Genomic DNA, 25667 nt, shown 5'->3' on the forward strand with positions numbered 1-25667 from the left:
GATACGGAGCAACTCCTCCCGTGTATCTCGACAGCTACTCCGCGCGCGGTTTCCGCTCCCTGGCCCACGTCACGGACATCCCGATCAGCCGTCCCACCGTCCTGGCCGGCCGCAACGACGGCGGCAAGAGCGCGGTACTGATCGCGCTGGCCTTCCTCCTCGGTACGCACCGCCTGACCGACGAGGACCGCACCTACGCGCAGGACGAGGAAGGCGCCAAGGGACGACGGTGCGCCGAAACCTGGGTGGAGGGCAAATTCCGGCTCGACGCCGAGGAACAGCTCCACAGCGGGCTCGGCGAACACGTGCGCATCCGTCGGCGCTCACGACTGGGGGAGGCGACCTGCCTGGAGTACTTCGGCAGCCAGCCCGCCGATCCGCAACTGCGCGACCTCAGCCGGCTGCTCAAGCCGGCGCTGACGGCGCTCATCGCCGAGTACGGCCTGTCCCCGGCCGGAACCCTCAAGGAAGACCTCCTCGCGGAGCTGACGGCACACGCCAGGACACTTCCCCACGACCAGGAATGGCAGCCACTGCCCAAAGCGCTCGAGGAACGACTTCCACGGCTCTTGTCGTTCGGCGGGAAGGAGGAGCGCCCCGACGACGCCGTACGCATGGCTTTGAGCAGCAGCTACAAGACGCACCTGGAAGACGAGACCGTTCAGGGCCGCGTCCGGGAGATCGAGGAGGAGATCACCCAGCGGCTGGAGAAGGAGGCCGACTCCCTGTGCCACCACATCCGCCAGCACTGCGCCGAATACCTCAGCGTCAACGTCAAGCCCATGGTCTCCTTCAAAGGAGGCTTCCAAGGCGCCCCGCTGCACGTCTCGCGAGCGGACGGCGAGCCCGTCGACCTGACACGCGCCGGCCAGGGCAGCACCCGCCGCATCGCCCTGGCGGTATGGGAATGGACCAGCAACCTCCTGGAGAACGCCGAACTGGCCGCCTCGACGGAACAGGGAAGCACCCAACCCACGCAGACCATCGTGGTCTACGACGAGCCCGACACCCACCTCGACTACCGCCACCAGCGCACGGTCATGGACATCATCCGCAAGCAGTGCACCCTGCCCCACGTCAGCGTCATGGTCGCCACCCACTCGATGAACCTCATCGACGGCGTCGACATCGCCGACGTCGTCCACATGAGTCTCGGACCCAGTGGGCGCACCGTCATCGAACACCTCGATGACGACCAGCACGACGGGATCGACTTCCATCTCGGCCAGATCGCGGCATCACTGGGGCTGCGCAACTCCGTCCTCCTCCACGAGCGCTGCTTCCTGGCCGTCGAGGGCGACACAGAGCAAAAGAGCCTGCCGCTGCTGTTCCGCCTGGCCCAGAACATGTCCCTCCAGGCAGCGGGCATCGCCCTGTGGGGTTGCGAGAACAACGAGGGCGCCCTTCACCTGGCCCGCTACCTCGTCAAACACCGGCGCACCGTGATGCTGATGGTGGACGCCGACAGCCGCACCAACAAACTCTTCAAAGAAGAACGTCTCCGGCGCGCCGGCCTCGACCTCGAAAAGCACGTCTCCTACGTCGGAGAAGCCGAGGGCTACAACGAGCTCGAAGAACTCTTCAGCGACGATCAGTGGGCCCATGCCGCCAACACCCACTGGCCCCGCCCGGCCCCGCAGACCTGGCAAGCCGATGATTTCACCGCCCATCGCGACGGCAAGAAATTCAGCGCCCACATTCTCGGCATGATCCAAAACCAAGCCGAAGACAACAGCCCCAACGGCAAACCCGCCATGGTCTACGGGCTGGCCAGCACCCTCACCACGGCCCAGGACGTGCCTCGTCAGCTACGGGACATCTTCGCCCACCTGCAACAACTCGCTCACTGATCCGGCGCCGACCGCTGAGCACGACGCGCCCGCATACGCTCTTTGCGCTGCTCGTCGGTCGGCGTTTCCCACACGTGCCAGCCAACCGATTCCACCCATTGACGGGCATGGATCCGAGCATCGATCCCGCACCACCTGCACCCGCCCGGCGAGGGAACGCAGGCAGCACGAGCAGACCTTGGAGAGGACATCTCTCCTCCTTCCCACGTTCTCCATCTTCCCTGCCGACACTGACAATCACGCTGAGCGACAAAGCCGAGGTGTATGCGCATGAGGTTTCTCCACACATCCGATTGGCACCTGGGACGCCGATTCCATTCGGAAGACCTGACTCCCGCCCAGCGCACCTTCCTCGACCACCTCACCGACACCGCCCGCACCCAGAACATCGACGCGATCTTGGTGGCCGGCGACGTCTACGACCGAGCCATCCCCAGCCTCGACGCCGTACGCCTGTTCAGCCACGCCCTGCACGAGCTCGCGGACCTGAACGTACCGATCATCATGATCAGCGGAAACCACGACTCCGCCCACCGCCTCGGCGTCGCATCCGGCCTCCTGGCACGTACCGGAATCCACCTGCGCACCGACCCGGCCACCTGCCACACCCCCGTCCTCCTGGAAGACGCCGACGGCCCCGTCGCCATCTACGGCATCCCCTACCTCGAGCCGTCGATGGCCCGCACCCCACTCGAAGCCGGAGCCACCTCCCACCACGCCGTGCTGAGCGCAGCCCTGGACCGCATCCGCACCGACCTCGCCCAGAACCAGCCGGCCGGCACCCGCTCCGTCGTCCTCGCCCATGCCTTCGTCACCCCCGGCACCGGACAGCCCGAAGAACGCGAAGCGACCGAGGAATCCACCAGCGAACGCGACATCACCGTCGGCGGCGTCGCCCACGTAGGCGCCGACATCTTCAACGGCATCGACTACGTGGCCCTCGGCCACCTGCACGGTGCCCAGCGCATCACCGACCGCATCCACTACAGCGGCTCCCCCCTCGCCTACTCCTTCTCCGAAGCCCACCACACCAAATCGATCACCCTGGTCGACCTCGCCCCAGGAACCGCCCCCACCCTCACCCACCAGCCCTGCCCCGTCCCACGCCGTCTCGAACGCATCACCGGCTTCATCGACGACCTCCTGACCCACCCCACCTACGAGCCGCTCAAGGACGCCTGGCTCGAGATCACCCTCACCGACACCGCCCTCCCCTTCGAGGCCATGGCCCGTCTGCGCCGCCGCTTCCCCCACACCGCCACCCTCAAGCACAGGCCCGCCCGCATCCCCGCCCAGAACACGACCACCCCCACCTACAGCGAACGCATCCGCGGCCGCAGCGACCTCGACATCGCCAGCGACTTCATCCACAACATGCGCGGCACCACCCCCACACCGGACGAAGACGCCCTGCTCCAACAAGCCGTCGAAGCCTCCCGCCTGAACGAACAGCACAAGGAAACCGTCTGATGCGCCTGCACAACCTGCGCCTGCAGGCCTTCGGCCCCTTCGCCACCACGCACACCATCGACTTCGACGCCCTGTCCGCCGACGGCCTCTTCCTCCTGCACGGCGACACCGGCGCCGGCAAGAGCACCATCTTCGCCGCCATCTGCTTCGCCCTCTACGGCAAACCCCCCGGCGACCGCGACCTACTGCTGCGCAGCCACCACGCTCCCGCAGACCTCCTGACCGAAATCACCCTGGAGGTCACCCTCGCGGGCCGCCGCCTGCGCATCCACCGAACCCCCGCCCAAATGCGCCCCAAGCGCTCCGGCGAAGGCGAGACCCTCCACAAGCCCGAGACCCACCTCAGCGAATGGGCCGCCGACACCCACGGTCAGGGCCGCTGGGAAGCATCCAGCAAATCCCACCAGGAAGCCTCCGCCGAGATCACCGACCTCCTGGGCATGAGCCGGGACCAGTTCTGCCAGGTCGTCCTCCTACCCCAGAACGAGTTCACCAAGTTCCTCCACGCCGATGCCCACGGCCGGCGCGAACTCCTCGGCAAACTCTTCCGCACCGGCCGCTTCTCCTTCATCGAACGCTGGCTCAACGACCACAGCCGCACCACCGAGAAGAACCGCGACGCCGCCCGCGCCGACGTACTACGCCTGGCCGAACGCATCCACCAGGCCGCCGGCAGCGTCCTCTCGACCGAACGCACCGCGCCCGCCCCCGAGGACCCCCACACCCTCACCGAGCCCGCACGAGCCTGGGCCCAGGACCTCCTCCACGCCAGCCACATCCACTACGACGACACACTCCGAGCAGCCGCAACGGCCAAGGAGAACCTGACCAAACAGCAGATCCTCGAAGCCGCGGCACGCGAACTCCATCAGCAGCAAGCCACCTACGCCAGTGCCCGGCAGCAACTCGACCTGCTCCAGGAACAGGCACCGCACCAAGACACCCTGATCCACCGCCGCGACCAGGCCCGGCGCGCCCAACGAGCAGCACCACAGCTACACGCCGCCGACACCGCCGCAGACGACCACGCCCGCACCCGGCGCGCCGAGCGCAGCGCCCGCGAACACCTGCTGCCCGAACACACGGACCTGGATGCCGGTCAGCTGGAAACCGCCGAGCAGCGCACCCGGGCCGAAGCCGCCGTCCTGACCGCCCTCATCCCCGAAGAAGACACCGTCCGCCGACTGGCCGCAGAGCTGGAGCGCGTCGACGCCGAACGACAGGACTTCACCACCCAGCAACGCACCTCCCAGGACTGGCTCGAGGCAGAGCCCGACCAGCGCCGCGCCCTCGAAGTCCGACGGGACGCCGCCCGCCTGGCCGAACAAGAAAGCCGTCGCCACCACGACGCCCTGAACAGCCTCAAGGCCCGCATCGAAGCCGCCAAGCGCCGCGACACCCATCTCGGGCAAGTCGCCAAGGCCGAACAACACCTGGCAGACGAACAAGAGGCCACAGCCCAGACCGGCCAGACCTACCTCACCATCCGCCGCCAGCGCACCGAGGGCATGGCCGCCGAACTCGCCGCCACCCTCACCGACGGCGCCCCCTGTCCGGTCTGCGGATCCTGCACCCATCCGGCCCCCGCAGCTCCCCAAGACGGACAGCCCACACGCCAGGACGAACAGGACGCCGAAACCGTCCACGAACAGGCCAAGGCCGCACAGGAAGCCGCCGCGGCCGCCCTGCACGACCTCCGCGAACAGGCAGCCGCCGCTACCGGAGAAGCGGGCGAGACCCCGCTGAGCGACCTGCAGAGCCAACATTCCGCACTCGACGCCGAGCTGGCCGAAACCCTCGACCGCGCGGCCGACCAGGGCACCGTCGAAGAAGAACTCCGCACGCTCGACGCCGAGCACACGGCCCGGACCGAGCAACACAACACCGCAACGGCCGGCCTGTCCGCCCGCAACGCCGACTACGACACCCTCAGCCAGCAGCTCGCCGAGCTGACCGGCAAACTCACCGCAGCCCGTGGTACCCACCCCACCGTCGCCGCCCGCGCCGACGAACTCACCCGCACCGCCAACCGCCTCAAAGAAGCCGCCGAGGCCTCCCGCAGCCTCGCCGCCGCCGTCCAGACCCTCACCCACCGCACCGACGAGGCCACTGCCGCCGCCAAGGCCCAGAGCTTCGACACCCTGACGCTCGCCCAGCAGGCCCTCCTCAGCGACGAAGACCTACGCGCCATCGAAGAAGAGATCACCCAGTGGCGCGAGGACTGCGCCGTACACACCGCAGTCCTGGATAACCCGACACTGCAGCAGGCCGCCGCACGGCCCCCCGCCGACCTCGACACCGCCACGGCCGCACGGGCCGCCACGGACGACCAGCACGCCGCCGCAGCCGCTGCCGCCAGCGCCGCCCACACCCGCAACCAGGACCTCACCGCCCTGGCCGCCGAACTCGAGACCGCCGTGCAACGCCTCGGCCCGCTCGAACAGGCCCACAGCACCGCACGTCACCTGGCCGAACTCGTCACGGGCAACTCACCCAGTGCCCGCATCCGCATGCAACTGGAGGCCTACGTCCTGGCCGCCCGACTCGAAGAAGTCGTCACCGCCGCCAATACCCGCCTGCACATCATGTCCGAAGGCCGCTACACCCTGTCCCACTCCGACCACCAAGCCGCCCGCGGTGCACGCTCCGGCCTCGGCCTCCAGATCACCGACTCCTGGACCGGCCGCCCCCGCAAGACCGACACCCTCTCCGGCGGCGAATCCTTCTTCGCCTCGCTCTCCCTCGCCCTGGGACTGGCCGACGTCGTCACCCACGAAGCCGGCGGCAACCCCCTGGACACCCTCTTCATCGACGAAGGCTTCGGCACCCTCGACGAAGACACCCTCCTCAAAGTCCTCGACGTCCTGGACTCCCTGCACGCCCACGACCGCACCGTCGGCGTCATCAGCCACGTCCCCGAACTGCGCCGCCGCATCGCCCAACGCCTCCACGTCCGCAAGAGCCCGACCGGCTCCACCCTCACCCACCTGAGCGAAGCAGCCGAATAGCCCGACGCTCACGGACGGACGGACGGGACCAGGACGGGGCCGGGGCCTTGAACGCCCCCAGACGGGGCGGGGCGTCCCGCCCCGCCCGGACCGGGAGCCGGCCGCCCTCAGACGGCGGCCGGTGCGGGCTCCTCGCCCTTCACCTCCCCCGCGGGCGCAGGGGTGGCCTCGGGCACGGGCCAGGTGTAGAGCACCAGGCCCTGCCGGTTGTCCCTCTCGAGGCCGTTCTTCTCAACGAGCCGCTGCAGGGCGTTGCGGATGGTCTGAACCGACGTTGCCCGCTCGGGGTGCGCCTCCTCCAGCTCGCTCTGGATCTCGCTGACCTTCTTGGGCTCGCCGGGCTGCTTGGACAGGATGTCACTGAGAAGCCGGCCAAGCGTGGGGCCCGCCTGCACGGTCTTCCCGGCCCCGGCCACCGCGGTCTTCTTGACGGCCGCCTTCTTCGCGGTCGCGGTCTTCTCAGGAGGGGTCGCCGCAGCCGTCTTGGCAGTGGCCTTCTTGGCGGCCCTCTTCCTGGCCGCAGGCGCCTTCTTCGCCGACGCCGCGGCGTCTGCCACCTTCTCCGCCCTCGGCAGCGGCACGGCCGCCGCATCCGCGCCGTCGCGGACCGGGGGAGCGCTGCTCGAGGGCTGGACGGACACCGGCACCGGCGTCGGTACCGGCGTCAGCGTCGGCTCAGCGCTGACGACCGACGGCGTGTCCGCCAGCGCTGCGGCGAGCCACTTCTCCTCTCCCTGGAGCTTGCCCAGGCGTGTGCTGAGGGTCGCCTGCTCGGCCTGGTTGGCTGCGAGGGCGGCGGCCAGATGCTCCGCGTACTCGGTTTGGATCGGGGTGTTGACCGGCTCGTTGGCCACGGCAGTCCACGCTCCTTCTGGAGGGATGTGCGTTGGAGCGGGATGTTACTCGCCGCGGGCAGCAGCCGGTTGGCGTATCCCACCACCTCATCCCAGGGCGGGCGGCGCCCGCACCTGCCCGCGACAGCCCCATCCGGTCGGGGCCCGGCCGGCAACCCCCGCCTTCAGTACGGGAGAAGGCACACCGGGAACCGTCGCCGCGGCTGCTTCCCGATGCCCTCCGGGACGCTACCCGGCGGGGACCAGTTCGAGAGGGACCGTACCCTCGCTGACCATGACGTTGCGAAGACGGATGTGGGATGCGGCCTCCTGGACGCACGGGCGGGGGCGGTGGTGCTGGCTGAACTCGAAGGCCTGATCACCGAACTGGAACGGCTGACCACGCGGGCCGGCTGCTGCTGTTGAAGGCCCGGATGTTCCGCGCGTGGGTGCTGATCGACGAGGGCCGACCCGCTGGGGCGGAGGCCGACGCCGTCCTGCGGGCGTTGACACGGGACCGTGTAGGTACCGCCGAGTCAGGCAAGGTGTATCCCGATCCGCTTGCTGGCGACGCCGGAGGGCTCGAGCTCGCCACGGCCATGGCCCTCGACGGCCCGGGCCGCCACGAGGAGGCGAGGCGGAGGCCGGGTATCCCAGCTTCCCACCCGACGAGGTCGCAGTACGGCGCAGACCGCGCGGGGCGCCCCCTGTTGACGGATGCTCAAAGAGCCCGGTGGGAGGGGGTTTCCCGAGGGTTTCCCGTTTCCCGTTGCAGTGGGCGACCCGCGCCTCCTCGACACGCAGGGGCGGCGGGGCACAGTCTCGAAGTGCCCGACGGGCGGCCGGTCCGTGCTCCGTAAGACGAGCACGATGAGCACGCCGCGAACACCAAGACGAACACAACGCCCCGCGTGGACACCGCGTGGCACGGACAGGGGGACCAGACATGGCGATGCGGAGAACAGCAGTGGCGGCGGTGGCGGTGCTCACCCTCCTCGCCACCTGGGGAGGGGCCCACGACACCACGGCGGCCGCAGCACCGAAGAGGGCGGAGACGGCGGAGGCGTGCGGCGTGCTCGCCCCCGGGGCCTCCACGGCGGCCGAGCAGGCCGTAGGAGCGGCGTGCGGACAGATCGGTGTCTGGTACACCTGGGGCGGCGGCCACGGGCAACAGCCGGGGCCGACGTACGGTCAGGTCGACCCGAGCGACCCGGACAGCGCACACGACCCCGAGCGGCTCGGCTTCGACTGCTCGGGTCTGGTCCGCTACGCCTACCACCGTGCGGTCGGCGGCGACCCGCTCCCCGGCAACGCCTACCACCAGTTCCACTCACCGCAGGTACAACAGCGATTCACCGCCGTGCAAGGGACCGCCCCGCTGCTCCCGGGGGACCTCCTGGCCTGGGGTTCGGGGGGCGCCATCCACCACATCGCGATCTACCTGGGCGAGGGGAAGATGGTCGAGGCCCGGGAATCGGGCACCCGGATCACCGTCAGCGACGTACGGCTGGGCGGGGACTACGCGGGAGCGGTCCGCATCGCACCGGCCGCAGCACCCGGCACGTTCAGCACCTGGGGCACGGACGTGTGGACCCACGAGGAACCGTCCACCGGCAGCCCGGGGGTACACCGGTTCCCCGGCCCGACCACCGTGCGCATCGAGTGCCAGAAGCACGCCCAATCGGTGACGGCGGAGGGCTACACCAACGACGCCTGGTCCTACCTGCCCGAGTACCGGGCGTGGATCACCAACATCTACATCAAGGGTGCCGCCTGGCTGGACGGCGTACCCACCTGCCCCTGAGCAGCAGCCACCAGCACCGATCACGCACAACCGTCACCCGGCTCCCGAGGGAGCCCTTCCGAGGAGGAAGCATGTACGCAGGCAGGAAGATCGCCCTGGGCTTCGCCACCGTCGCACTCGCGGGCGCCATGGCCACCGTGACCGGCCCCGCCCAGGCGACGTCCGCCACCGGGACGAGCGCGGCCGCCGAATGCGGCGTGCGCGCCGACGGCAAGCTGTGGTGCGGCAACCGGGTGGGCGCCAAGGGCTACGAGCACCGCCGCTACGACTCCGCGGTGCGGGGGCCGCTGAACACGAGCCCCAGCTGGTTCCAGTGCTGGGGCCGCGGTGACCAGCACGCCGGCGGCAACAACGTCTGGTACTGGACCCAGCTGGACAACGGCCAGTGGGGCAACGTCGCGGCCGTGGACGTCCACACCTCGGTCGACCCCGCCCCGGGCCTGCGCGAGTGCTGACACCTTGAGGAGCGTGCCGCCACCTCCCCACCAGGAGGCGGCGACACGCGGAGGGGGCCGACGGCACGGCCGTCGGCCCCCTCACTCATCGGCAGGGATCAGCAGGTCCCGGCCGGCCGCTCCCGGACCACCAGATCGGTGGAGCCGGTGGTCGCGTCCAGCCAGGCGACCTGACGGCCCGCGCCGGCCGCCGGGTAGCTCTGCTCACCGCGGTTGCAGGAGACCCGCTCGCGACGTGAACCGTCGGTGGTCAGCTGCCACAGCTTGGGCAGGGACTCGTTGCGGTACCGGGTGTCGGGCGTCTGCGCTACCAGGGTCAGCGCGTCCTGCGAGACCGTCAGGTCGGAGGCGATGAAGGCGCCCGGCTTGTGCTCGCTGCTGACGATGTAGGTGCCGCGGCCGTCCAGGCCGGAGCTGATGACCGACATCAGACCGCCGTCGCTCTCGTCGGTGTCCGCCAGCCAGAACACGTTCTTGCCGTTGATTCCGGTCTGGCCGAGGCTCACCGGCTCGTCGAGCTGCTCGGTCATGACGGCGTTGCCGGTGGCGAGGTCGACGACCTCCACGCCCAGCCGGTAGGAACCGTTCTGCGGGTACAGCTTCGCGTAGGCGATCTTGTTGTCGCTGATGGAAGGCAGGGCGGTCAGCGTGTTCCACTTCCGCCCGTCGGTGAAGACCGGGGCCTTGTCGGTGGGCCGCATGTAGCCGACGTGCCGGCCGCCGAAGATGTCGTACTCCTCGAACACGACCGTGTTCTTCTCCACACGCAGACCCGCGACGCCCGTCGCCGAGCTGTACAGGGTCTTGATCGGGCCGCCCGCCACGGGACGGGTCAGGACGTCGACCGAGGTCGGGCCGTACGCCGTCCACACCACGGTCTTGCCGTCGGTCGCCGGGGCGGTGTGGTAGCGGCCGTCGTTGGGGCTGATCACCTTCGGGGCGCCCTTGCCGTCCAGGCGGCCGGCGTAGACCGAGTAGGGCTCGGATCCGTCGTCATTGGACTTGGAGGCCGTCCACCAGCCACCGCCCGCACCCACTCCGGAATCGGTGGTGTTCAGCTTCCCGAAGAGGGTGTCGGTGTCGATGCCCAGGGCCTGCTCCCAGTCCGGGACGATGCCGTGGGCGTTGAACGACCGCTTGACCGTGTTCTGCTGGGCGGAGGTCGCGCCCAGCGCCTTGGCCGCCGCGAGCACCGCGCCCCGGGCCTCGGTGAACCCGTCGAGCGGCGTCATGTACTCGGTGACGGCCTTGTACACGATCTTGTCGGCCAGGGCGCCGCCCAGGTCCTCGCGCATGTCCCACAGCGCGCCGGAGAAGATCGTCGAGTTCAGGTGCACGCCGCCGTTGTCGGTGGCGAACGACACGCCCAGGAAGCTCTTCGAGGTGGTGGCCCCGTCGTTGAGGTCGCGCAGGGCGCAGTCGGCGGCCGCCTTGGTGCGGCACAGGTTCTCGCCGATCAGGCCGGCGGTCGGATCGCTCATCGGCGTCCCGCTCGCGGTGACGTCGATCGCGTTGCCGAAGTAGTCGGCCAGGGCCTCGTTCAGGGCGCCGGACTGGCCCGCGTAGACCAGGTTCGCCGTGTGCTCGATGACCCCGTGGGTCATCTCGTGGCCGACGACGTCCGTATCGGCCGACATCGGCTTGAACTCCGCGTCCCCGTTGCCGTAGACCATCTTCGTGCCGTCCCAGAACGCGTTGGCGTAGGGCAGGCCGTAGTACGTCACGCCGACCAGGGAATTGACGGCCCCGCCGCTCCCGTCGAGGCTGTCGCGCCCGAAGTTCTTCTTGTAGAAGTCGTAGACCTGGCCCGCGTTCCAGTGGGCGTCCACGGCTCCTGAGTCCGTTGCCGCGGCGCCGAAAGCGGTGTTCGGAGAGGAGAACATGGTGATGCCGGAGGGCCACGTGCCCGAGGTCTCCGACACCGACTTGCCGCGTGCGTCCCACGTGCCCAGCAGGCTCTTGCTGGAGGCGCGCATGCGGCCCGCGTCCGCGAGCAGGTAGCTGCCGGCCGCCGGGTCGTAGGCGATGTCCAGCGAGGTCGCGGCGCCGCTCAGCCGGGCCCCGGACCCGGTCTCGGGGACCAGGTTCGACGGAGTGGCCGGCGGGCCGCCCGCCGTCGGGCCGTCGGCGGCCTCACCGGCCGTCCGGGCCGCGGGAGGCGCCATCGTCTTCAACGCGCTGTACTGGAGCGCCGGATAGCCAGAACGGGCGTCCACGTACACCTCGTCCACCACCGGTGCCCCGGTGCCGGGTGCGGTACCCCGCACGGTGACGCGGTAGGCGAGGACACCGCCGCCCTTGGGCAGGACGACGAGCCCCTTCGCGTCACCGGTCATGCCGGTGGCCGCCGGATCACCGGACTCGGACTGCGGCGCCCGGTTCTTGTCCAGGGCCGCTCCCAGCCGGCGGGCCGTGGCGGCCACCGCACGGCGGACCGCGACGTCCTCGCTGACCTGGGGGGTGACGTCGGTGCTCAAGGCGGTGAAGTAGTGCCCCGAGGTGCCGGTGACCACGCGCTTGCCGTCCTGCTTCTGCATGCGCACGACGTACTGGCCGCCCAGGACGTCGACACCGCGGTGCTTCTGTTGCAGCCGGACCGTCTCGTCCTTGGACCCGGTGGCCGTCGCCGCCAGGGGGACGAGGTCGCTGCCGGCCCGCGGGATCTTGTAGCGGCTCTTGTTCGCGGCGAGGTGCTGCCGTGCCGCGTCGGCCGGGGCGGCCTTGGCGTCCACCGGCTCCCGTATGCCCTCGACGAGCACCGGGGTCGCGGTGTCCTGGCCGGGAAGGGCGTTCGAAGGGCCGGAGTCCGCGGCCCACGCCGGCGACGCCTGCAAGGTCATTGCAGCGGCCAGCAGAACCGCTATTCCTCCGGCGGAGCGGAGCTCTTTCCGCCATATCCGTCGTGCGGCGGGGGTGGGCGCCGACGAACCTGCGCTGTACTTGGGCAAGAGGTCTCCTCAACCATGAGTGCCTGGTGCGTTGCTGTGAGTCGCCGCCATACAAGCGCCGCGGGCGGTTCCCGACCAGACCCGAACCCCCCTCAGAAGTGGCCATGCACACTTGTGGGGGCTCTGTGAAGGCGGTCAAAATCCCCCGCATGATCGAAACCGACCCGCACGACCGGACTCCGGCCCGCACGCAGGACGACAGCAGGGCGGTGATCCACACGGCCGCCGACCCGGCCGCCGTACTGCACGTACTGATCCAGCGCCGACAGGCCCTCCTGCACCAGGAGTCGGCGGACCTGAAGTCCCTGCGCTCCTACGCCGACCGGCTGGCCCACCGGCTGCCCCCGCAGCCAGCGAGAACCCCCGGCCCGCCGGCCGGCATCGAGATCCTCACCGGCACCGAAGCGGCCGGGGCCCGCCTCGACACCATGCTCGAAGCCGCCGAGACGGAGGTCCTGATCCTCGACCGCGCCACGCGGGCGTCCTCGCCGCCCGGCAGCACCGGGGCGACCGGCAGCACCGGGGCGACCGGCAGTACCGGGGAAGCGAGCGCGGACCGCATCCGCCGCCTGCTGGCGCGCGGCGTCGCCGTACGGACGGTCACCGACCGGCGCGGCACCGACTTCCCCGACCGGGCACAAGAGCTGATCGCCCTCACCGGACTGGGCCTCCAGGCCCGCATCGGACAGAGCTTGCCCACCGCCCTGGTCCTCGTAGACCGACGCACCTGCCTGCTACCCCCGCCGCCCGGCAACGACGAAGGAGGCGACGGAGCGGCCCTGGTGATCGGCGACCGCCTGCTGCACCGGGCCGCCCTGCCGCTGTTCGAATCCCTGTGGGTGCGCGCCACCCCCCTCGGCAACCCCGGCGGCCCCCTCACCGCGGACCAACGGGAACTCCTCGGGCTGCTCGCCTCCGGACTGAAGGACGAAACCATCGCACGCCGGCTCGGCGTGCACGTGCACACCGCCCGCCGCCGGATCACCCGCATGCTGGAGGAACTCGATGCCGACACCCGCTTCCAAGCAGGCGTCCAGGCCGCCATCCGCGGCTGGCTCCCCCCGCACCCCGACCCGGCCGGAGAGCACTTCACCACGTCCAGCGGCCCCGGGCCGACCGCGATGGCGAACGGCTGACCCACAAGGACGCGAACGGACCGGCCCGGTACCGCTGCGCGCACGTACGAGCAGTCGTCATACTGCTACGGCCCGCACTCCGCTGCCGGGCCAACCCCCGTCAGGACGGAGCCCCCATGCCTTCTTCGGCCGCTCTCATAGAGCCCTTCACCGAACGGCTGAACACCTTCGTCACCGATCCCCGGGCACGCGGGGACCTCCAGCGCTACTTCGGGATCAGCCAGCCCTCCGGCACCCCTGCGTACACCGGCAGCCGGTTCGAGCACCTAGCGGGCGGGGGAGACCGCCCGGACATCGCCGACCGGATCACCGCGGAGGACCTCGTCGCGGTGCAAACCCTGTCGGTGACCGTTCCGGCGCCCGTCGCACTGGACGTACTGGAGGGCCCTCTCGGAGCGCGGCTGTCCGATCTGCTGCAGGCCGTTCCCCGCGGCATCGACATGGCCGATGCCGCGGCCGCCGTCCTGTCCGACGGCTCGCCGGCGGCCCGAGCCTGGCAGGCCCTCCGTGACCAGCACGATGTCGGCTGGGTGATCGCGGGCAAACTCCTCGCCCGGAAGCGTCCACAGCTGCTGCCGGTCTACGACAGGGTCGTGCGCTGCGCCCTGGGGCGCCCGCACCCCTCGTACTGGCTTGCGCTGCACGCCGCACTGCGTGCGGACGACCACGCCCTGCACCGCCAGTTGCTCGCGCTGCGCACAGCCGCGGGGGTGGCGGAGACGGTGAGTGCGCTGCGGGTGTGCGATGTGGTGGTGTGGATGGGGCACCGGGCGGAGGGCCACGCCTGCCCGCGCTGACCCGGCCACGCGCCGGCCAGCAGTGCGGCGGGGGAAGCACGGCGTCCGTGCAACGTGTGCGGATCCCGAGGTCCGCATCGCCCCATGGGCCTGACACACCCGACGCCAGCAGACGGGACACCACCGAAGCGATCACCGGCACGCTGGTGCAGCGGGTTGTCAGTGCTGTTCGGCAGGGTGTGCACGTGACGAATCGAGACGAGGAACGTGGCACCCCCATCTGGGCCGGACTGCCTCCGGCGGCCAGAGAGCTGCTCATGGCAACCCAATGGGACGCCTTGCAGCATGCGTACGGGAGCGCTGAGGACACTCCGGCGTACTTGTGCCAACTCCTGGACGAAGATCCCGAGGTGCAGGCCGAGGCGCTGGGCATGCTCGACATGTCCGTGCTGCACCAAGGGTCCCTGTACAGCTCCACCCCGCCGGTCGCACGGTTCGTGGCAGCGATCCTGACGCACCCCCAGACTTTGGCCGAGCACGAGAGCTTCTTCCCCTGGGACGACCGGACGCGTCCCCTGCGGGCCGCACTACTGGACTGGCTCGGCCAGATCGTCGACTCGGCCGCCTACGGCGAGGAGCCGGGCAGCGAGGGCGAGTACGGGGATGAGGACGGGGATCAGTACGACGGCGAGGACGAGGACGAAGGCGAGCGCGAAGCGATCCGCGCGTGCCGGAGCATCCGTCCCGAGCTCTACGATGCGGTCGAACCGATCCTCGACGATCCGCATCCGGATACCCGAGAGGCCGCCCTCGGAGCGGTCACCCTGCTTCTGAAGGCACCCGACCTCGCCGAGTTCGTCCCCCGCGCCGCCCACCGCCTGCGGAGCGTTCTCGCAGCTGACGGCAGCCGACGAGAACGCGCGTCCGCAGCCCTGGCGATGGGCGCCTGGGGCCAGGACACCACCGACTTCCTCAACGACCCTGATCCGGCCGTGCGGGCGTGCGCCGCTCTGGCCTCCGGCTGTGCGCACGTGCCCCGAGCCACTGCCGTCCTGCTCGAAGCCCTGCAGAACCCGATCGAGGTAGACCACTGGTTCCCCGACCCCCTCCCTCAGGTCGACGGCTGGCTCCGCTTCACCCTCCTGGAGGCCGTCCTCGACCGTGTCGACGCCTTCGAGGACCTGGCCCCGGCGGCCATGGCCCTGATACCGCTCGCCAGCGACTACACCGTCGACCGCGACTGGGGTCCGCTGCTCGTCAAAGCGTTCCCCAACGGCTACAACCCTGGCCAGCCGCTGGCGGTGGGCCAACGCGAGCTTCTGGAAGCCGTCACCGCCCATGAAGAATGCTGGGGGAACACGGGCAACAAGCTCCGCTGGCTCAGGGAAGCCGGCCTGCCGGAGCGGCGCGACGCCGTCCGGGCCCTGCTCTGATCACACGGCCGTCGGCTGATCCGTTCGGGTCGACTCGAAGCCCGCGGGAGGATTCGATGCCGAGGTGGTGGACTGGGCACAGCCAGGAGTGGACGGAGCCGGGACACCGGCTGATCTCGGGGCGTGATCTCGTATCGCTCGCAGGCATCGCCGCCTTGCCCCGGCTGGTGCGCCTCGCGAAGGGGAGCGCGGGGGCTCGACACCTGGCTCGCCCAGCGGCACCTCCGCTACGTTGGCACAGGCTGCCTCGTGGCCTTCGAAGCGAACCTCTACTCGGTGCCGGTTCTACGGATCCGCCCGCGGCAGCTGGTCGAGATCAGAGCCACGAAGTCCCAGGTCACCCTGCATGCCACCACACCCGACTGCCAGGGAGAGGCCCGGCTGGCCACCCACCCGCGGGCGGTTGGCCGCGGCGCCCGCGTCGTGGACGGACGGCACTGGGACGGTCTGCCCACCGGAGCCGGCCGCCGCGTCACGGCGGGCGGAGACCTGCCCGCACCCCGCGGGCAGAACAGCGGGTCGGAGACGGGATCGCTGCTGGCCTTGCTGAACCCGGGCCGCGGCCACCCAGGTCGAGGTCGGCCGACGGCCGTTGTCGGTCTATGACGAGCTGACCGGAACCCGCCCCTTCATCGACCTGGTCCTCTCCGAAGAAACTCGCCGTCCGTGACGACCGCCGATTCCGCCTGGGCCTGCGACTGTCGAAGCTGCCGCACCGCGGAATGCTCGATGACTACGACTTCTCGTTCCGGCCCGAGCTCGACCCCCGCAAGGTCAAAGACCTCGCCACCCTCTCGTTCGTCGAGACCAAGGCCAACGCGGCCCTGCTCGGGCCGCCGGGGGACTTGCCGCCATCGAGCGAGACCGGCACGACTCGGCCTGACAGCAGGCCGGCGTCCCGGATCTACCTGGGCGAAGTGCCTCTACGTGCGGTGCCTCGACGGGAACTGCGAGCCCCCGACGTTCCCCTGAGAGTCGAGAACTCGTTCGCCCCCTCCACGAGTCGGCATGCTCCGGTGTCCTGATCGACAAGGATGGGCCAGTTTCCGCCCACTCGGATCGGACGCCCGTCCTCGTCCTTCGCGGTGGGGTGCCAGGTGAAGCCGAACATGCCCGTGACGGCCGGAGTCGCCCACAGGCCGAGCTCAAAGGCCCACTCGTCCCACCGCTCGGTCAAGCCACGACCGAACTCCTCCGCAAGGCGCCTCGCCTCACTCTCCTCCAAAGGACCCCCTCCTACGGCGTTCAAACCCACGGGCAGACCCTACGAGAATAGGCTCCGACCTGGTGCACGTATCTCCGTACTCGGCGGAGCACTCAGAGGAGTACGCCGACAGCCCTCGCCGCGGTAGCTCTCGGAGGCGCGGTGGACGGTGCGGCCGGAGATGTAGTTCACGGGCTGGTCGTGGCTGAGGCGGATCGCGATGGCCAGGGCGGTTCCGCCGTCGGCCAGGTCGATCCTCAAGGCCACCTCGTCGCCCAGGGCCAGGACGTCGGTGAGGAGTTCAAGAACCTCGGGTTCGTCGTTGGCGACTCGCCGGGACAGCAGCCGGTGGCCGCTCTCGTCGATCGCGACGCAGTGATGACGGTTCTTGCCTGCGTCGATGCCGGCCCAGATCGCGGCCATGTGGTGCCTCCGTGCGGTGGGGTGTGCTGGTGCCTCCCGACGGACGACCTCGCTGTCGATTCCCCACGGAGCGATCATTCGCAATTCCTGATTGGCAGCCGAGTCGTCGTGGGGTGTCGGACGGCCGATCGGTGGTTGCCACGACCGGCAGAAGGTTGAAAACCATGCCCGACGCCCTGGGTGGGAGAACCATACGAAGGGCTCGCCCTGTCCCGCAGACAAGGTAGGGAAGGATCGAGCGGATGTCCCTGCGCGGCAGCGCCGCAGACCGATGTCAGTGCTTGCAGGCAGGATCACGGGCATGACGCCGTTGCTTCTTTCCGACATCGAACGAGCCGTTCGCAGCAGCTGGAGTGCCGAGACATGCACGCCTGAGTTCCGATTGCGCTGGACCGAGGACAATCCGGCTCGGGACCAGTGCGGGGTGACCGCCATGGTGCTCAATGACCTGCTGGGAGGCGAGCTGATCCGCGGGGAGGTCCACGCCAACGGAGAGCGTGTGGACTTCCACTGGTGGAACCGCCTGAGTACGGGCATTGAGGTCGATCTCACCCGCGAGCAGTTCGGGCCCGAGGAGACTGTCATGGGCGGCGTTGTCATCCCCCGTCCGCCGGTGAACGAGTGGCGCAGGCTCCGTGAGGAGTATGAGCTTCTCCGCGACCGGGTCTTGGAGAAGCTCAATCGGCAGCAGGCGTCAGCCTCCGTGGCCGTGCCTCGGCAGCCATGTGTGGAGCTCGTGGACGAGATGGTCGAGCGTGTGGACGAGCAGGACCAGGTCTTGGCCGTGGTCGGCCGGGGCGAGGCCGTTCGCCGTGGCTGGTTGCATCGGATTGCCGTGACGGTATGCCGGGATCGGGAAGGCCGGATCCTCGTGCACCGCCGATCCGAGCACGTCGATCGGTTCCCGGGACACTACGAGGTGGGGTCGGGCGGTGCCGTTGCCCCGAGCGAGTCCTATGAGGAAGCCGCATCGCGCGAACTGGCCGAGGAGCTGGGTGTTCGAGCGCCGGTCCGGTTCATCGCGAAGTTCCTGAACCGTAGCGGGCTCAGCCCCCATTGGCTCGCGGTGCACGAGGCTGTCCTGCACGACAACCCGTGTCCTGACCCGGACGAAGTGATGTGGCACGGCTGGCTGTCGGAGTCAGAGCTCCTCAAGTCGATGCGGGAGAACCTGTTCACTCCGGATACCCACGACGTTCTGAGTCACTACTTCTCCGCCGTGGAGCGGAGAATCGTCTGATCGCCTCGGTCCTCCTCGCTTTGCCACCACAGACCCTCGATGGGGGACCACTCGCTGCGAGAGATCATCCGGGCTGACCTGTCGCAGCGAGGGTCGAGTGTTCTCATCGAACGTCGAGCGCCATCGGGTCGGTGCGGCTAGAGGTTCATGGCCCATGCGCACCCGGCCGAGGCGGTCGCCGCGTGTACCCCCTGGTGGGCGAGCCGTTCAACGCGGCCGTCGCCGGGAGTAGTGCCGATGTGGCCGCGCAGCGCGCCGGCAGTCTGTCGGCCCCGTCGTCAACTCCGGCTCAACCGTTGCGCGATGGCCTCCAGCAGCACATCCAGTGCCGCCCCGTGCGTCCGCCCCCGAGGCCGGGCCAACCCCACCCGGCTGGGCGAGACCCCGGAGACTGGACGGAACACCACGTCCGGGTGGGAGTAGAAACGGGGCACCGACGCCGGGGCCAGGGCCACGCAGCCGCCAGCCACCGCCCCGAGCCACTCGTCGGGACGGCTGGTGACCGCCCCGACCCGGACGGGGTGCCCGTCCCGCTCCTCCGTGGCCAGCCAGTGCTCCCTCCAGGCTCCGGTCTCGGCTCCGGCCGCGACGAACGGCTCGTCCGACAGCTCCCGGAACTCCACCGTCTCGCTGTTCGCCAGCGGATGCCGAGCTGGTAGCAGCACCCCACGCTCCTCAACGAACAACTCTCGCACCGTCAACATCTCCTGCCCCGGAAACGGCAAGCGCACCACTGCCGCATCCACCTCCCCCCGAGCCAGGCCGGCAGTCGGATCCGACCAGTCGAACTGCCGCAGTTCCACCCGCCACTGCGGCTGCGCCCGGCGGAACTCGGCGATGACCTCAGGTACGGCACCCACCGCGCCCGCGTCCAGGAAGCCCAGGCGCAGCACCCGCGCCGCCCGGCCGGTTGCCCGCACCGCCTCGTCCCAGCCGTCCAACAGTGCGGGCACCCGCGAGGCGAGCTCACGGCCAGCCTCGGTCAGCGCCATCCCCGACCGTGAACGCGCGAAGAGCCGTACCCCAAGACCGTCCTCGAGGCGCCGGATCTGCTTGGTCAGCGCAGGCTGCGAGACGAACAGCCTCTCCGCTGCCCCCGTCAGACTGCCCTCCTCCGCCACTGCGGCGAAGTACCGAAGCAGGCGCGTGTCCAGGTCCATGCCACCAGGTTATAGAAGCAGGTATTGGACGGTGCCGAAGTGCCCGCGGACCCTGAAGACATGACCGGTACCCAGCTCGTGCTCCTCGCCGTCACCCTGCTCACCGCCGCCGCCAACGTCGGTATCGCCGCCGCCGACCTCGCCGGGGCGCGCTTCGTGCTGGTCAACTCCGCGGAGGTGGGCGTTCCCCAATCCTGGCTACCCTGGCTGGCCGCCCTCAAACTGGCTGGTGCGGCGGGCCTCCTCCTCAGCCTCTTCGACGTCGCACCGCGCCTCCTCGGCGCCGCCGCGGCCTGCGGTCTCGTCCTGCTCTACCTGGGCGCGCTCGCCTTCCATCTGCGCGCCCGTGTGCTCTACAACCTCGCGTTTCCCGGCTTCTACCTCGCCACTGCCGTCGCCTCGCTGGCATTGACCGTGTCCTCTTGAAGGCGGCACCACTCAGTGTTCGATGAGAACACTCAGCCGTCGCTGCGACAGGTCACCGGCCCGGGCCCGGAGCAGGCGAGTGTAAACCGAACAACCTCACAAGGTTAATTCCAAGGATAATGAAATCGGGAATCCAAGGTTAAGGTGTGCTAGTTTCGGTATATGCCAACCGAGGATGAGCTGTTCGCGGCCGTGGATGCCCTGCTGACGGGTGAGCCCGAGATGCCACCGCCGGCGGAGCGGGCCCGGCTGCGCGAAGCGGCCGGTATCACGCAGGCCCGACTCGCCCAAGTCCTGCAGTCGACGACCCAGTCGGTGAAGAACTGGGAAGCGGGACGGTCCGAACCGAGGCCGCCGCGCCGTCAGGCATATCAGCGGCTGCTGGACGGCTGGGCCGCCCAGCACCCCGCCAACCCGAGCACGCCGATGCCCGCCACACCGGCCGCTGCCCCCGCCCCGGCCGTCTCCGTACCGGCCGCCCCGTCAGCCGCGCTCAGCAGTCCCGGCGTTGCCGAGTCCGTGGTCCGTCCGACGGCCACCTCGCAGCGACCCGCGGCGAAGAAGGCCGCCCGGCCCGCCACGCCTGCCCCCGCAACCCCCGCCGATCCCCGTTTCCCACACGGCCCGCTCGCCGTCCTCGACGGTGACGGCAGCGCGTACGCCGTCGACGGGATCGTGCTGGACTGCCCCGCCACCACCATCACGGAGTTGGTGGAGTGGACGTTGAAGGAGTCCGGGCTCGGCGCCCCGCGCCTGAACCGCAACGGCAAGGACTCCGACCCGCTGATCGTGCTCACGGCCTCCGCCGCCGTGCGGCTCGGACTCCCGGAGCGCCTCGAGGGCCGTGAGGAGCGCCGCTCCCTGCGACTGGCGGAGGACCACCCGGTCGTCAAGCAGATCGCGAAGGCGAAGTGGCAGCTCACGCAGCGCGGTTTCGGTCCGTGGGCGCGCGTCTACCGCAAGACCGAAGGCAGCACACGTCAGTGCGTGCAGCTCGCGATGCTGTCCTGGGACGCCCTCGATGCCCGGGCCTGGCCCGGCGTCGCCGACATGAACCCCGCCGACATCGCCCGTGTCCTGGGCGTCTACGCGCGGCGGGTCATCACCCCGCGCGGTTCCACCGCCGTGTCCGGGCTGGAACTGATGACCGCCCTGCGTCCGCCCACGCGCGCCGTGCAGGAGAACGGGACTTGGGTGTCGGGCTACAACCCCGGCAGCCTCGGGTCGGAGCCGGTGGACCCGGCCCCGCCGGAGGCCATTGCCGAACACCCCGTCGTCGTCCGGTCAGGCTGGAACGGGGGTTTCCTGAACGAGGAGGCCTACCAGTGGGTCCGCGACCCCGCCCTTCTCTCCGACACCGAGTGTCTGCTGCCGTACGCGGTGGGCCTTGACCTGAACACCGCCTTCCTCGCCGCGTCCGCACGCCTGATGGTGGGCCTGTCCGCCCCCGACCACTTCCACCGGCCGGTGTTCAACAAGAAGATTCCCGGCTCCTGGCTGGCCGACCTCTCCCACATCGGGCTCGACCCCCGCCTGCCCTCCCCGTTCACCCCGGACGGCACCCGGCCGACGGGCCCGGCCTGGTACCAGACCCACACCCTCGCCTACGCCCAGGAACTCGGCCACGACGTCCACCCCATCGAGGCCTACCTGCGCCGGGAGACCGGCGCGTACCTGGACCCGTGGCACGACCGCCTGAAGACCGCGTACGTGGACACCCTCGCCGACCTCGGAGTCACCGCCGACCTCACCGACGCCGACTTCCTGACGGCGATGGAGGTCCACCAGCAGACCGACCCGGCCATGGCCGCCGTCCTCGCGGCCGTCAAGGCCACGGTCAAGGGCGGCATCGGCAAGCTCCGCGAACGCCCCCAGGGCCGCACCTACCGCGACGGCGACCCGTGGCCCGCCATGCAACGCCCGACCTGGCGCCCCGACATCCGCGCCGCCGTCATCTCCAAGGCCCGCGTCAACATGCACCGCAAGCTCGCGAACATGGTGAAGCTGACCGGGCTGTACCCCCTCGCGGTCCTCTCCGACTGCGTCGTCTACCCCTCGCCCGGGCCCTCGCCGCTGGACTTCCTCCCGTACGCCGCCTCGGGCAAGCCGATCATGGGCGGTTTCCGCCTCGGCCCCACCCCCGGCCTGGCCAAACTCGAAGGCGTCCAGGAAATGTCCTGGGCGGTCGACCTGATGGAGAAGGGCCTCAACCCCGCCCGCCACATCAAGGGCGGCGACGCCGTCCTCGACGACGGCGAATAGGGCCGGACCGTGGCCCCCAGCAACGGCGTCGCCGGAGGCCACGGCGGACAGACCGCTCAAGCTGCACGACCTGAACCCCTGTTGAGGAGCTGAACCGCTGTGGGAGAGATCGATGACGCCATCGTTCGAGCCGACCAGGAGGCCTTCACCAAGGCCCCGCCCAAGACCTTGAAGGGCAGAATCAACTTCCTGCTCAGACAGCTGAAGTCGACCAAGGCCGTCGCCGCGGAGCTCGGGGTCAGTCAGCGGTCAGTGGAGCGTTACCGCAAGGGGGACCGGAGGACCCCGCCCAAGCCTGTCGCCGCCCGTATCGACGCAGCGGTACGCGCCCGCTGGCAGCCCGTGGTGCGCGGCCGCCGCCGCAAGCAGGCGGCCGCCAGCACCGGGATCACGGTGGAGACGCGGGCCCGGTTCGGCTACACGGCACCCGTCGGCACCACCGACGACGGCCGTGTCCGCCGCCTGACCGTTCACCTCCCACCCGCGTACGCGCAGCGCCTGTTCGACGCCCGCGCCCGGGGCGCCGATGACCGCGCACTGCGGGCGATCGTCGCCGAGGGACTCCAGGAGATCTACTTCAAGGACGGCGGAACCCGAGCCGACCAGCTCCGGGTCGAGTTCACCGACATCGACTACTTCGACGTCTCCTTCTGAACCGCACCACGAGGGCAGGACCGGCAGCCGTCAGTCGATGGCGGAGATGGCGTCGAGGCAGTAGCTGCAGCCGCCTTGGTAGCCGCTCAGATTCCGTTGATCGAGGGGTTGGAAGCGCGGGAGGCGGCGGGTCACGGCCCGAGGTGCGGGTGGTGGGCGCGATCACGGTGCCGTACTGGCGTGAGGGGCCCTGAAGGTGAGGGTGCACGGTGTGCACCCGGTCATGTGGGGCGGATCGGTCGACAACTGGCGGAACGTCACGCCCACCAAGGACTCCGTGTCCGTGAGCCGCACGGGCAACGCGTATCCGACATGGAGGTCGTGCAGTACCAGAAGCACCGGAAGTCGCTGTGGATCGCCCACGACAGCATGGTCCACACCAGCGGCTGCGGCCCCCCGACGGTTTCGACGGCTTGTTCTGCAAGGACCGTGACGACCGGACGTGGGTCAATGGCACCTGTGCGAAGAGCTGCTGAGATGAGGAAACTGCCATGAGTACGGGAAGATGGCTGTGGGTTTGCCTACACCGCTACGTCATGACCGCCGCTCTCGGCTGGCTGGCCGCGGCCCTGGTGCTGCCCGTTCTGGGCGACGATCCCTTCTGGTCGTCGTTCGGCGCGGGCCTGGGTGCGGGGCTGATCGTGGTGCCGCTCCTGACGGTCGTGACCATGTTCGTACTCGTCCTGCTGGCCGGTCGGCGGTTCGAGCCGCCGACCGGCGGTCCCTCGCGGATCCGGGGCGGCTGGCTGATCGTGTTGCCCCTGGTTCTGCTGCTGCCCGTGGCCCTGCTCGTGCCACTGCAGTACCTGTTCGTGCTCGGCGCGCAGCTCGCGTACCTGGTGTGGGTGCTGCCCTGTCAGGACGCCCGCGACACGGCGGAGGTGCTGCGCTCGCTCGCCGACCCGGCCGTCCCGGCGGAGCAGCGGGCCCGGATGGCACGGGCGGTCGCGGGACTGCAGGGCAGGCCGGTCGTCGAAGCCCTGGTGCAGACCTCGGCCGACGCGGAGCCGGAGGTCGCCGAAGCGGGCCTGGAGACCCTCTGCACCATTTGGCGGCGCGACGGAGTCGTCGGCGAGGACCTGCTGCTGAAGCTCGACCCGCAGGCCCAGGACCGCGTCCGGGCCCTCGGCGTCAGGGTGCGGAGCCCTTGGTGAGAACGGCGGCGATCGACCGCGCATGACACGGGCCCGGCCCTCCCGAGACCACTCGGGAGGGCCGGGCCACCTTTCTCTTCCCGGGGTCGAGGACACGGTCGGCCGCGGGGCCACGTGCTCCCGCGCGTCTCCCCGAAGGCCCTTAGACGTCATCTCATTTGGTGAGTTGGATAGGCTGGCGGCCGTGGCGGGGATCGTTGAGCGGCTGGTGCCGGATGAGTTGTGGATGTTGTTCCAACGGGTGGTGCCGGAGGCGCCTTCGCGGCCGCAGGGCGGTGGCCGGCGTCGGCACAGTGATCGGGAAGTGCTGGCCGCGATCGTGTTCGTGGCCACATCGGGCTGCACATGGCAGCAGTTGCCGAAGGCGTCGTTCGGGCCGTCGGGGGCGACAGCCCACCGGCGTTTCACCGAGTGGACGAAGGCACGGGTCTGGGCCAAGCTGCACCGCCTCGTCCTTGACGAGCTCGGCGCCCAAGGTGAGCTGGACTGGTCCCGCTGCGCGATCGACTCGGTGAACATGCGGGCCCTGAAAAGGGGGACCTGACGGGTCCGAATCCTGTCGACCGGGGCAAGTACGGCTCGAAGATCCACTTGATCACCGAGCGGACCGGTCTGCCCTTGTCCGTCGGTATCTCAGGGGCGAACGTGCACGACAGCCAGGCACTTGAACCCCTCGTCCGCGGCATACCGCCCATCCGCTCCCGCCGTGGACGCCGACGGCGCAAGCCCGGCAAGCTCCATGCAGACAAGGGCTATGACTACGCCCACCTGCGGAAATGGTTACGTCAGCGCGGCATCACACACCGCATCGCCTGCACCCTCATCTGCTACCGCCGACTCGCCAAATGAGATGACTTCCTAGGCCGGACCATTGGGCCGCTCAGCTGGGCATCGAGGAACCGTCACGCGTGGTTCGCGGCGTAGGGGGAGGCCGCGCGGTAGCAGGCGGAGTGGACGGTGAAGGCGAGCATCGGCTCCTTCCCCCCGCCCTGGAGGGCGGTGGCCTGTACCGAAAAGTGCTCCGTCTCGTTCACGGCGTAGATCTCGGGGTGCTGGTCCACGCTGTTGGTCTTGCCCTGCCTGATGATCTTCCAGCCATTCTCGCCAAGCGCCTGCCGCAGGGTCTCCATGCCGGTGTCGACCTGGTCGCCGGTCAGGCCGTACAGCGACCAGGAGTGGTCCATGGCGAAACGGTCGTCGGCGTACGTGTCGCATGGCGTGCCGCTCATGCCGGACTCCGTGACCCTGCCCTTGACCCCGGCCATCTCCAGCAGGCGGCTGGAGACCTCCCTCGTCTTCGTGCGCGCCGGGTCGGGATCCATCCGCACCGGCGTGTAGTTGAGTTGCGGGGTGTCCACCCCACACCCCACAGACAGCACCGACAGCGACGTGACGGCGACCGCAATAGCCAGAGCCCTCACACCCGAGACACCTCGGCGATCGACCGCGCGTCGTATGTCAACCACGTTG

The 25667-nt window shown here is 69.8% G+C and carries 18 protein-coding genes and 4 pseudogenes; 17 read left to right on the top strand and 5 right to left on the bottom strand.

The annotated features are described in order from the left end of the window. The first annotated feature begins 20 nt into the window (after positions 1 to 20). The 3 genes from OG386_RS41985 to OG386_RS41995 all read left to right on the top strand — a co-directional run bounded on the left by OG386_RS41985 (position 21) and on the right by OG386_RS41995 (position 6328). Positions 21 to 1850, top strand: a complete 1830-nt coding sequence (locus OG386_RS41985; RefSeq protein WP_328792573.1) for an ATP-dependent nuclease — start codon at positions 21 to 23, stop codon at positions 1848 to 1850. 270 nt (positions 1851 to 2120) lie between these two features. Further along, the gene (locus tag OG386_RS41990; protein ID WP_328792574.1) at positions 2121 to 3320 is read left to right on the top strand and encodes an exonuclease SbcCD subunit D; all 1200 of its coding nucleotides are present in this window, start codon (positions 2121 to 2123) and stop codon (positions 3318 to 3320) included. Then, positions 3320 to 6328: an SMC family ATPase gene (locus OG386_RS41995; protein ID WP_328792575.1), complete on the top strand. Its 3009-nt coding sequence runs from the start codon at positions 3320 to 3322 to the stop codon at positions 6326 to 6328. The genes OG386_RS41990 and OG386_RS41995 overlap by 1 nt, the downstream gene beginning before the upstream one ends. 107 nt (positions 6329 to 6435) lie before the next feature. On the opposite strand, the gene OG386_RS42000 is transcribed toward OG386_RS41995, so the two are convergent. Next, a complete protein-coding gene (locus tag OG386_RS42000) occupies positions 6436 to 7182 on the bottom strand; it encodes a hypothetical protein (protein ID WP_328792576.1) in 747 nt (248 codons plus the stop codon). Positions 7183 to 8107: 925 nt separating this feature from the next. Here OG386_RS42000 and OG386_RS42005 point away from each other — a divergent pair. Both OG386_RS42005 and OG386_RS42010 read left to right on the top strand, forming a co-directional pair. Beyond that, entirely contained in the window at positions 8108 to 8965 is an 858-nt protein-coding gene (locus OG386_RS42005) for a C40 family peptidase (RefSeq protein ID WP_328792577.1), read from the top strand. Positions 8966 to 9036: 71 nt separating this feature from the next. After that, on the top strand, positions 9037 to 9420 hold the full coding sequence (locus OG386_RS42010) for a hypothetical protein (protein WP_266601713.1): 384 nt from the start codon (positions 9037 to 9039) through the stop codon (positions 9418 to 9420). 98 nt (positions 9421 to 9518) lie between these two features. Here the strand turns inward: OG386_RS42010 and OG386_RS42015 are convergent, their stop codons facing one another. After that, complete coding sequence (locus OG386_RS42015) at positions 9519 to 12260, bottom strand: M4 family metallopeptidase (RefSeq protein WP_328792578.1); 2742 nt, start codon at positions 12258 to 12260, stop codon at positions 9519 to 9521. Positions 12261 to 12517: 257 nt separating this feature from the next. Between OG386_RS42015 and OG386_RS42020 the strand changes: the two genes are divergently transcribed. The 5 genes and pseudogenes from OG386_RS42020 to OG386_RS42040 all read left to right on the top strand — a co-directional run. Next, positions 12518 to 13504 (top strand): helix-turn-helix transcriptional regulator, encoded by a 987-nt coding sequence (locus tag OG386_RS42020; protein WP_328792579.1) that lies wholly within the window; start codon positions 12518 to 12520, stop codon positions 13502 to 13504. A gap of 116 nt (positions 13505 to 13620) precedes the next feature. Next, positions 13621 to 14301, top strand: coding sequence for a DUF6308 family protein (locus OG386_RS42025; protein WP_328792580.1), 681 nt, complete (start codon positions 13621 to 13623; stop codon positions 14299 to 14301). A 185-nt stretch (positions 14302 to 14486) separates the two neighbouring features. Then, positions 14487 to 15674, top strand: coding sequence for a HEAT repeat domain-containing protein (locus tag OG386_RS42030; RefSeq protein ID WP_328792581.1), 1188 nt, complete (start codon positions 14487 to 14489; stop codon positions 15672 to 15674). A gap of 249 nt (positions 15675 to 15923) precedes the next feature. Continuing rightward, positions 15924 to 16280: a Mu transposase domain-containing protein gene (locus OG386_RS42035; RefSeq protein WP_405786035.1), complete on the top strand. Its 357-nt coding sequence runs from the start codon at positions 15924 to 15926 to the stop codon at positions 16278 to 16280. 10 nt (positions 16281 to 16290) lie between these two features. After that, a pseudogene (locus OG386_RS42040) lies at positions 16291 to 16516 on the top strand (ATP-binding protein); the annotation flags it as partial. Between the two features lie 494 nt (positions 16517 to 17010). Here the strand turns inward: OG386_RS42040 and OG386_RS42045 are convergent. Further along, a pseudogene (locus OG386_RS42045) lies at positions 17011 to 17301 on the bottom strand (IS110 family transposase); the annotation flags it as partial. Positions 17302 to 17602: 301 nt separating this feature from the next. Here OG386_RS42045 and OG386_RS42050 point away from each other — a divergent pair. Together OG386_RS42050 and OG386_RS42055 are read left to right on the top strand one after the other, a co-directional pair. Next, a pseudogene (locus OG386_RS42050) lies at positions 17603 to 17986 on the top strand (YunG family protein); the annotation flags it as partial. 60 nt (positions 17987 to 18046) lie between these two features. After that, on the top strand, positions 18047 to 18541 hold the full coding sequence (locus OG386_RS42055; RefSeq protein ID WP_328793543.1) for an NUDIX hydrolase: 495 nt from the start codon (positions 18047 to 18049) through the stop codon (positions 18539 to 18541). Positions 18542 to 18819: 278 nt separating this feature from the next. Here OG386_RS42055 and OG386_RS42060 read toward each other — a convergent pair whose 3' ends face one another. Continuing rightward, complete coding sequence (locus tag OG386_RS42060; protein WP_328792583.1) at positions 18820 to 19701, bottom strand: LysR family transcriptional regulator; 882 nt, start codon at positions 19699 to 19701, stop codon at positions 18820 to 18822. Positions 19702 to 19761: 60 nt separating this feature from the next. Here OG386_RS42060 and OG386_RS42065 point away from each other — a divergent pair, with 60 nt between their 5' ends. The 5 genes and pseudogenes from OG386_RS42065 to OG386_RS42085 form a co-directional block, all read left to right on the top strand. Continuing rightward, a complete protein-coding gene (locus tag OG386_RS42065) occupies positions 19762 to 20127 on the top strand; it encodes a DoxX family protein (protein WP_328792584.1) in 366 nt (121 codons plus the stop codon). A 162-nt stretch (positions 20128 to 20289) separates the two neighbouring features. Continuing rightward, a complete protein-coding gene (gene tap / locus OG386_RS42070) occupies positions 20290 to 22389 on the top strand; it encodes a telomere-associated protein Tap (RefSeq protein WP_328792585.1) in 2100 nt (699 codons plus the stop codon). Between the two features lie 99 nt (positions 22390 to 22488). Next, positions 22489 to 23043: a telomere-protecting terminal protein Tpg gene (gene tpg, locus OG386_RS42075; protein WP_328792586.1), complete on the top strand. Its 555-nt coding sequence runs from the start codon at positions 22489 to 22491 to the stop codon at positions 23041 to 23043. A gap of 491 nt (positions 23044 to 23534) precedes the next feature. Further along, on the top strand, positions 23535 to 24197 hold the full coding sequence (locus tag OG386_RS42080; protein ID WP_328792587.1) for a hypothetical protein: 663 nt from the start codon (positions 23535 to 23537) through the stop codon (positions 24195 to 24197). A gap of 226 nt (positions 24198 to 24423) precedes the next feature. Beyond that, positions 24424 to 25010, top strand: a pseudogene (locus tag OG386_RS42085) (IS5 family transposase); the annotation flags it as partial. Positions 25011 to 25099: 89 nt separating this feature from the next. Here OG386_RS42085 and OG386_RS42090 read toward each other — a convergent pair. Then, positions 25100 to 25555 (bottom strand): hypothetical protein, encoded by a 456-nt coding sequence (locus OG386_RS42090; RefSeq protein ID WP_328792588.1) that lies wholly within the window; start codon positions 25553 to 25555, stop codon positions 25100 to 25102. Positions 25556 to 25667: the final 112 nt, after the last annotated feature.

The organism is Streptomyces sp. NBC_00273, assembly GCF_036178145.1.
Lineage (GTDB): Bacteria > Actinomycetota > Actinomycetes > Streptomycetales > Streptomycetaceae > Streptomyces.

What these genes read in the sequence shown, in the direction of transcription:
- OG386_RS41990 (WP_328792574.1), top strand. Translation starts at nt 2,121, where the DNA reads ATGAGGTTTCTCCACACATCCGATTGGCACCTGGGACGCCGATTCCAT.
- OG386_RS42060 (WP_328792583.1), bottom strand. Translation starts at nt 19,701, where the DNA reads ATGGACCTGGACACGCGCCTGCTTCGGTACTTCGCCGCAGTGGCGGAG.
- OG386_RS42015 (WP_328792578.1), bottom strand. Translation starts at nt 12,260, where the DNA reads ATGACCTTGCAGGCGTCGCCGGCGTGGGCCGCGGACTCCGGCCCTTCG.
- OG386_RS42020 (WP_328792579.1), top strand. Translation starts at nt 12,518, where the DNA reads ATGATCGAAACCGACCCGCACGACCGGACTCCGGCCCGCACGCAGGAC.
- OG386_RS42010 (WP_266601713.1), top strand. Translation starts at nt 9,037, where the DNA reads ATGTACGCAGGCAGGAAGATCGCCCTGGGCTTCGCCACCGTCGCACTC.
- tap (WP_328792585.1), top strand. Translation starts at nt 20,290, where the DNA reads ATGCCAACCGAGGATGAGCTGTTCGCGGCCGTGGATGCCCTGCTGACG.
- OG386_RS42005 (WP_328792577.1), top strand. Translation starts at nt 8,108, where the DNA reads ATGGCGATGCGGAGAACAGCAGTGGCGGCGGTGGCGGTGCTCACCCTC.
- OG386_RS41995 (WP_328792575.1), top strand. Translation starts at nt 3,320, where the DNA reads ATGCGCCTGCACAACCTGCGCCTGCAGGCCTTCGGCCCCTTCGCCACC.
- OG386_RS42055 (WP_328793543.1), top strand. Translation starts at nt 18,047, where the DNA reads ATGGTCGAGCGTGTGGACGAGCAGGACCAGGTCTTGGCCGTGGTCGGC.
- OG386_RS42065 (WP_328792584.1), top strand. Translation starts at nt 19,762, where the DNA reads ATGACCGGTACCCAGCTCGTGCTCCTCGCCGTCACCCTGCTCACCGCC.
- OG386_RS42025 (WP_328792580.1), top strand. Translation starts at nt 13,621, where the DNA reads ATGCCTTCTTCGGCCGCTCTCATAGAGCCCTTCACCGAACGGCTGAAC.
- OG386_RS42080 (WP_328792587.1), top strand. Translation starts at nt 23,535, where the DNA reads ATGAGTACGGGAAGATGGCTGTGGGTTTGCCTACACCGCTACGTCATG.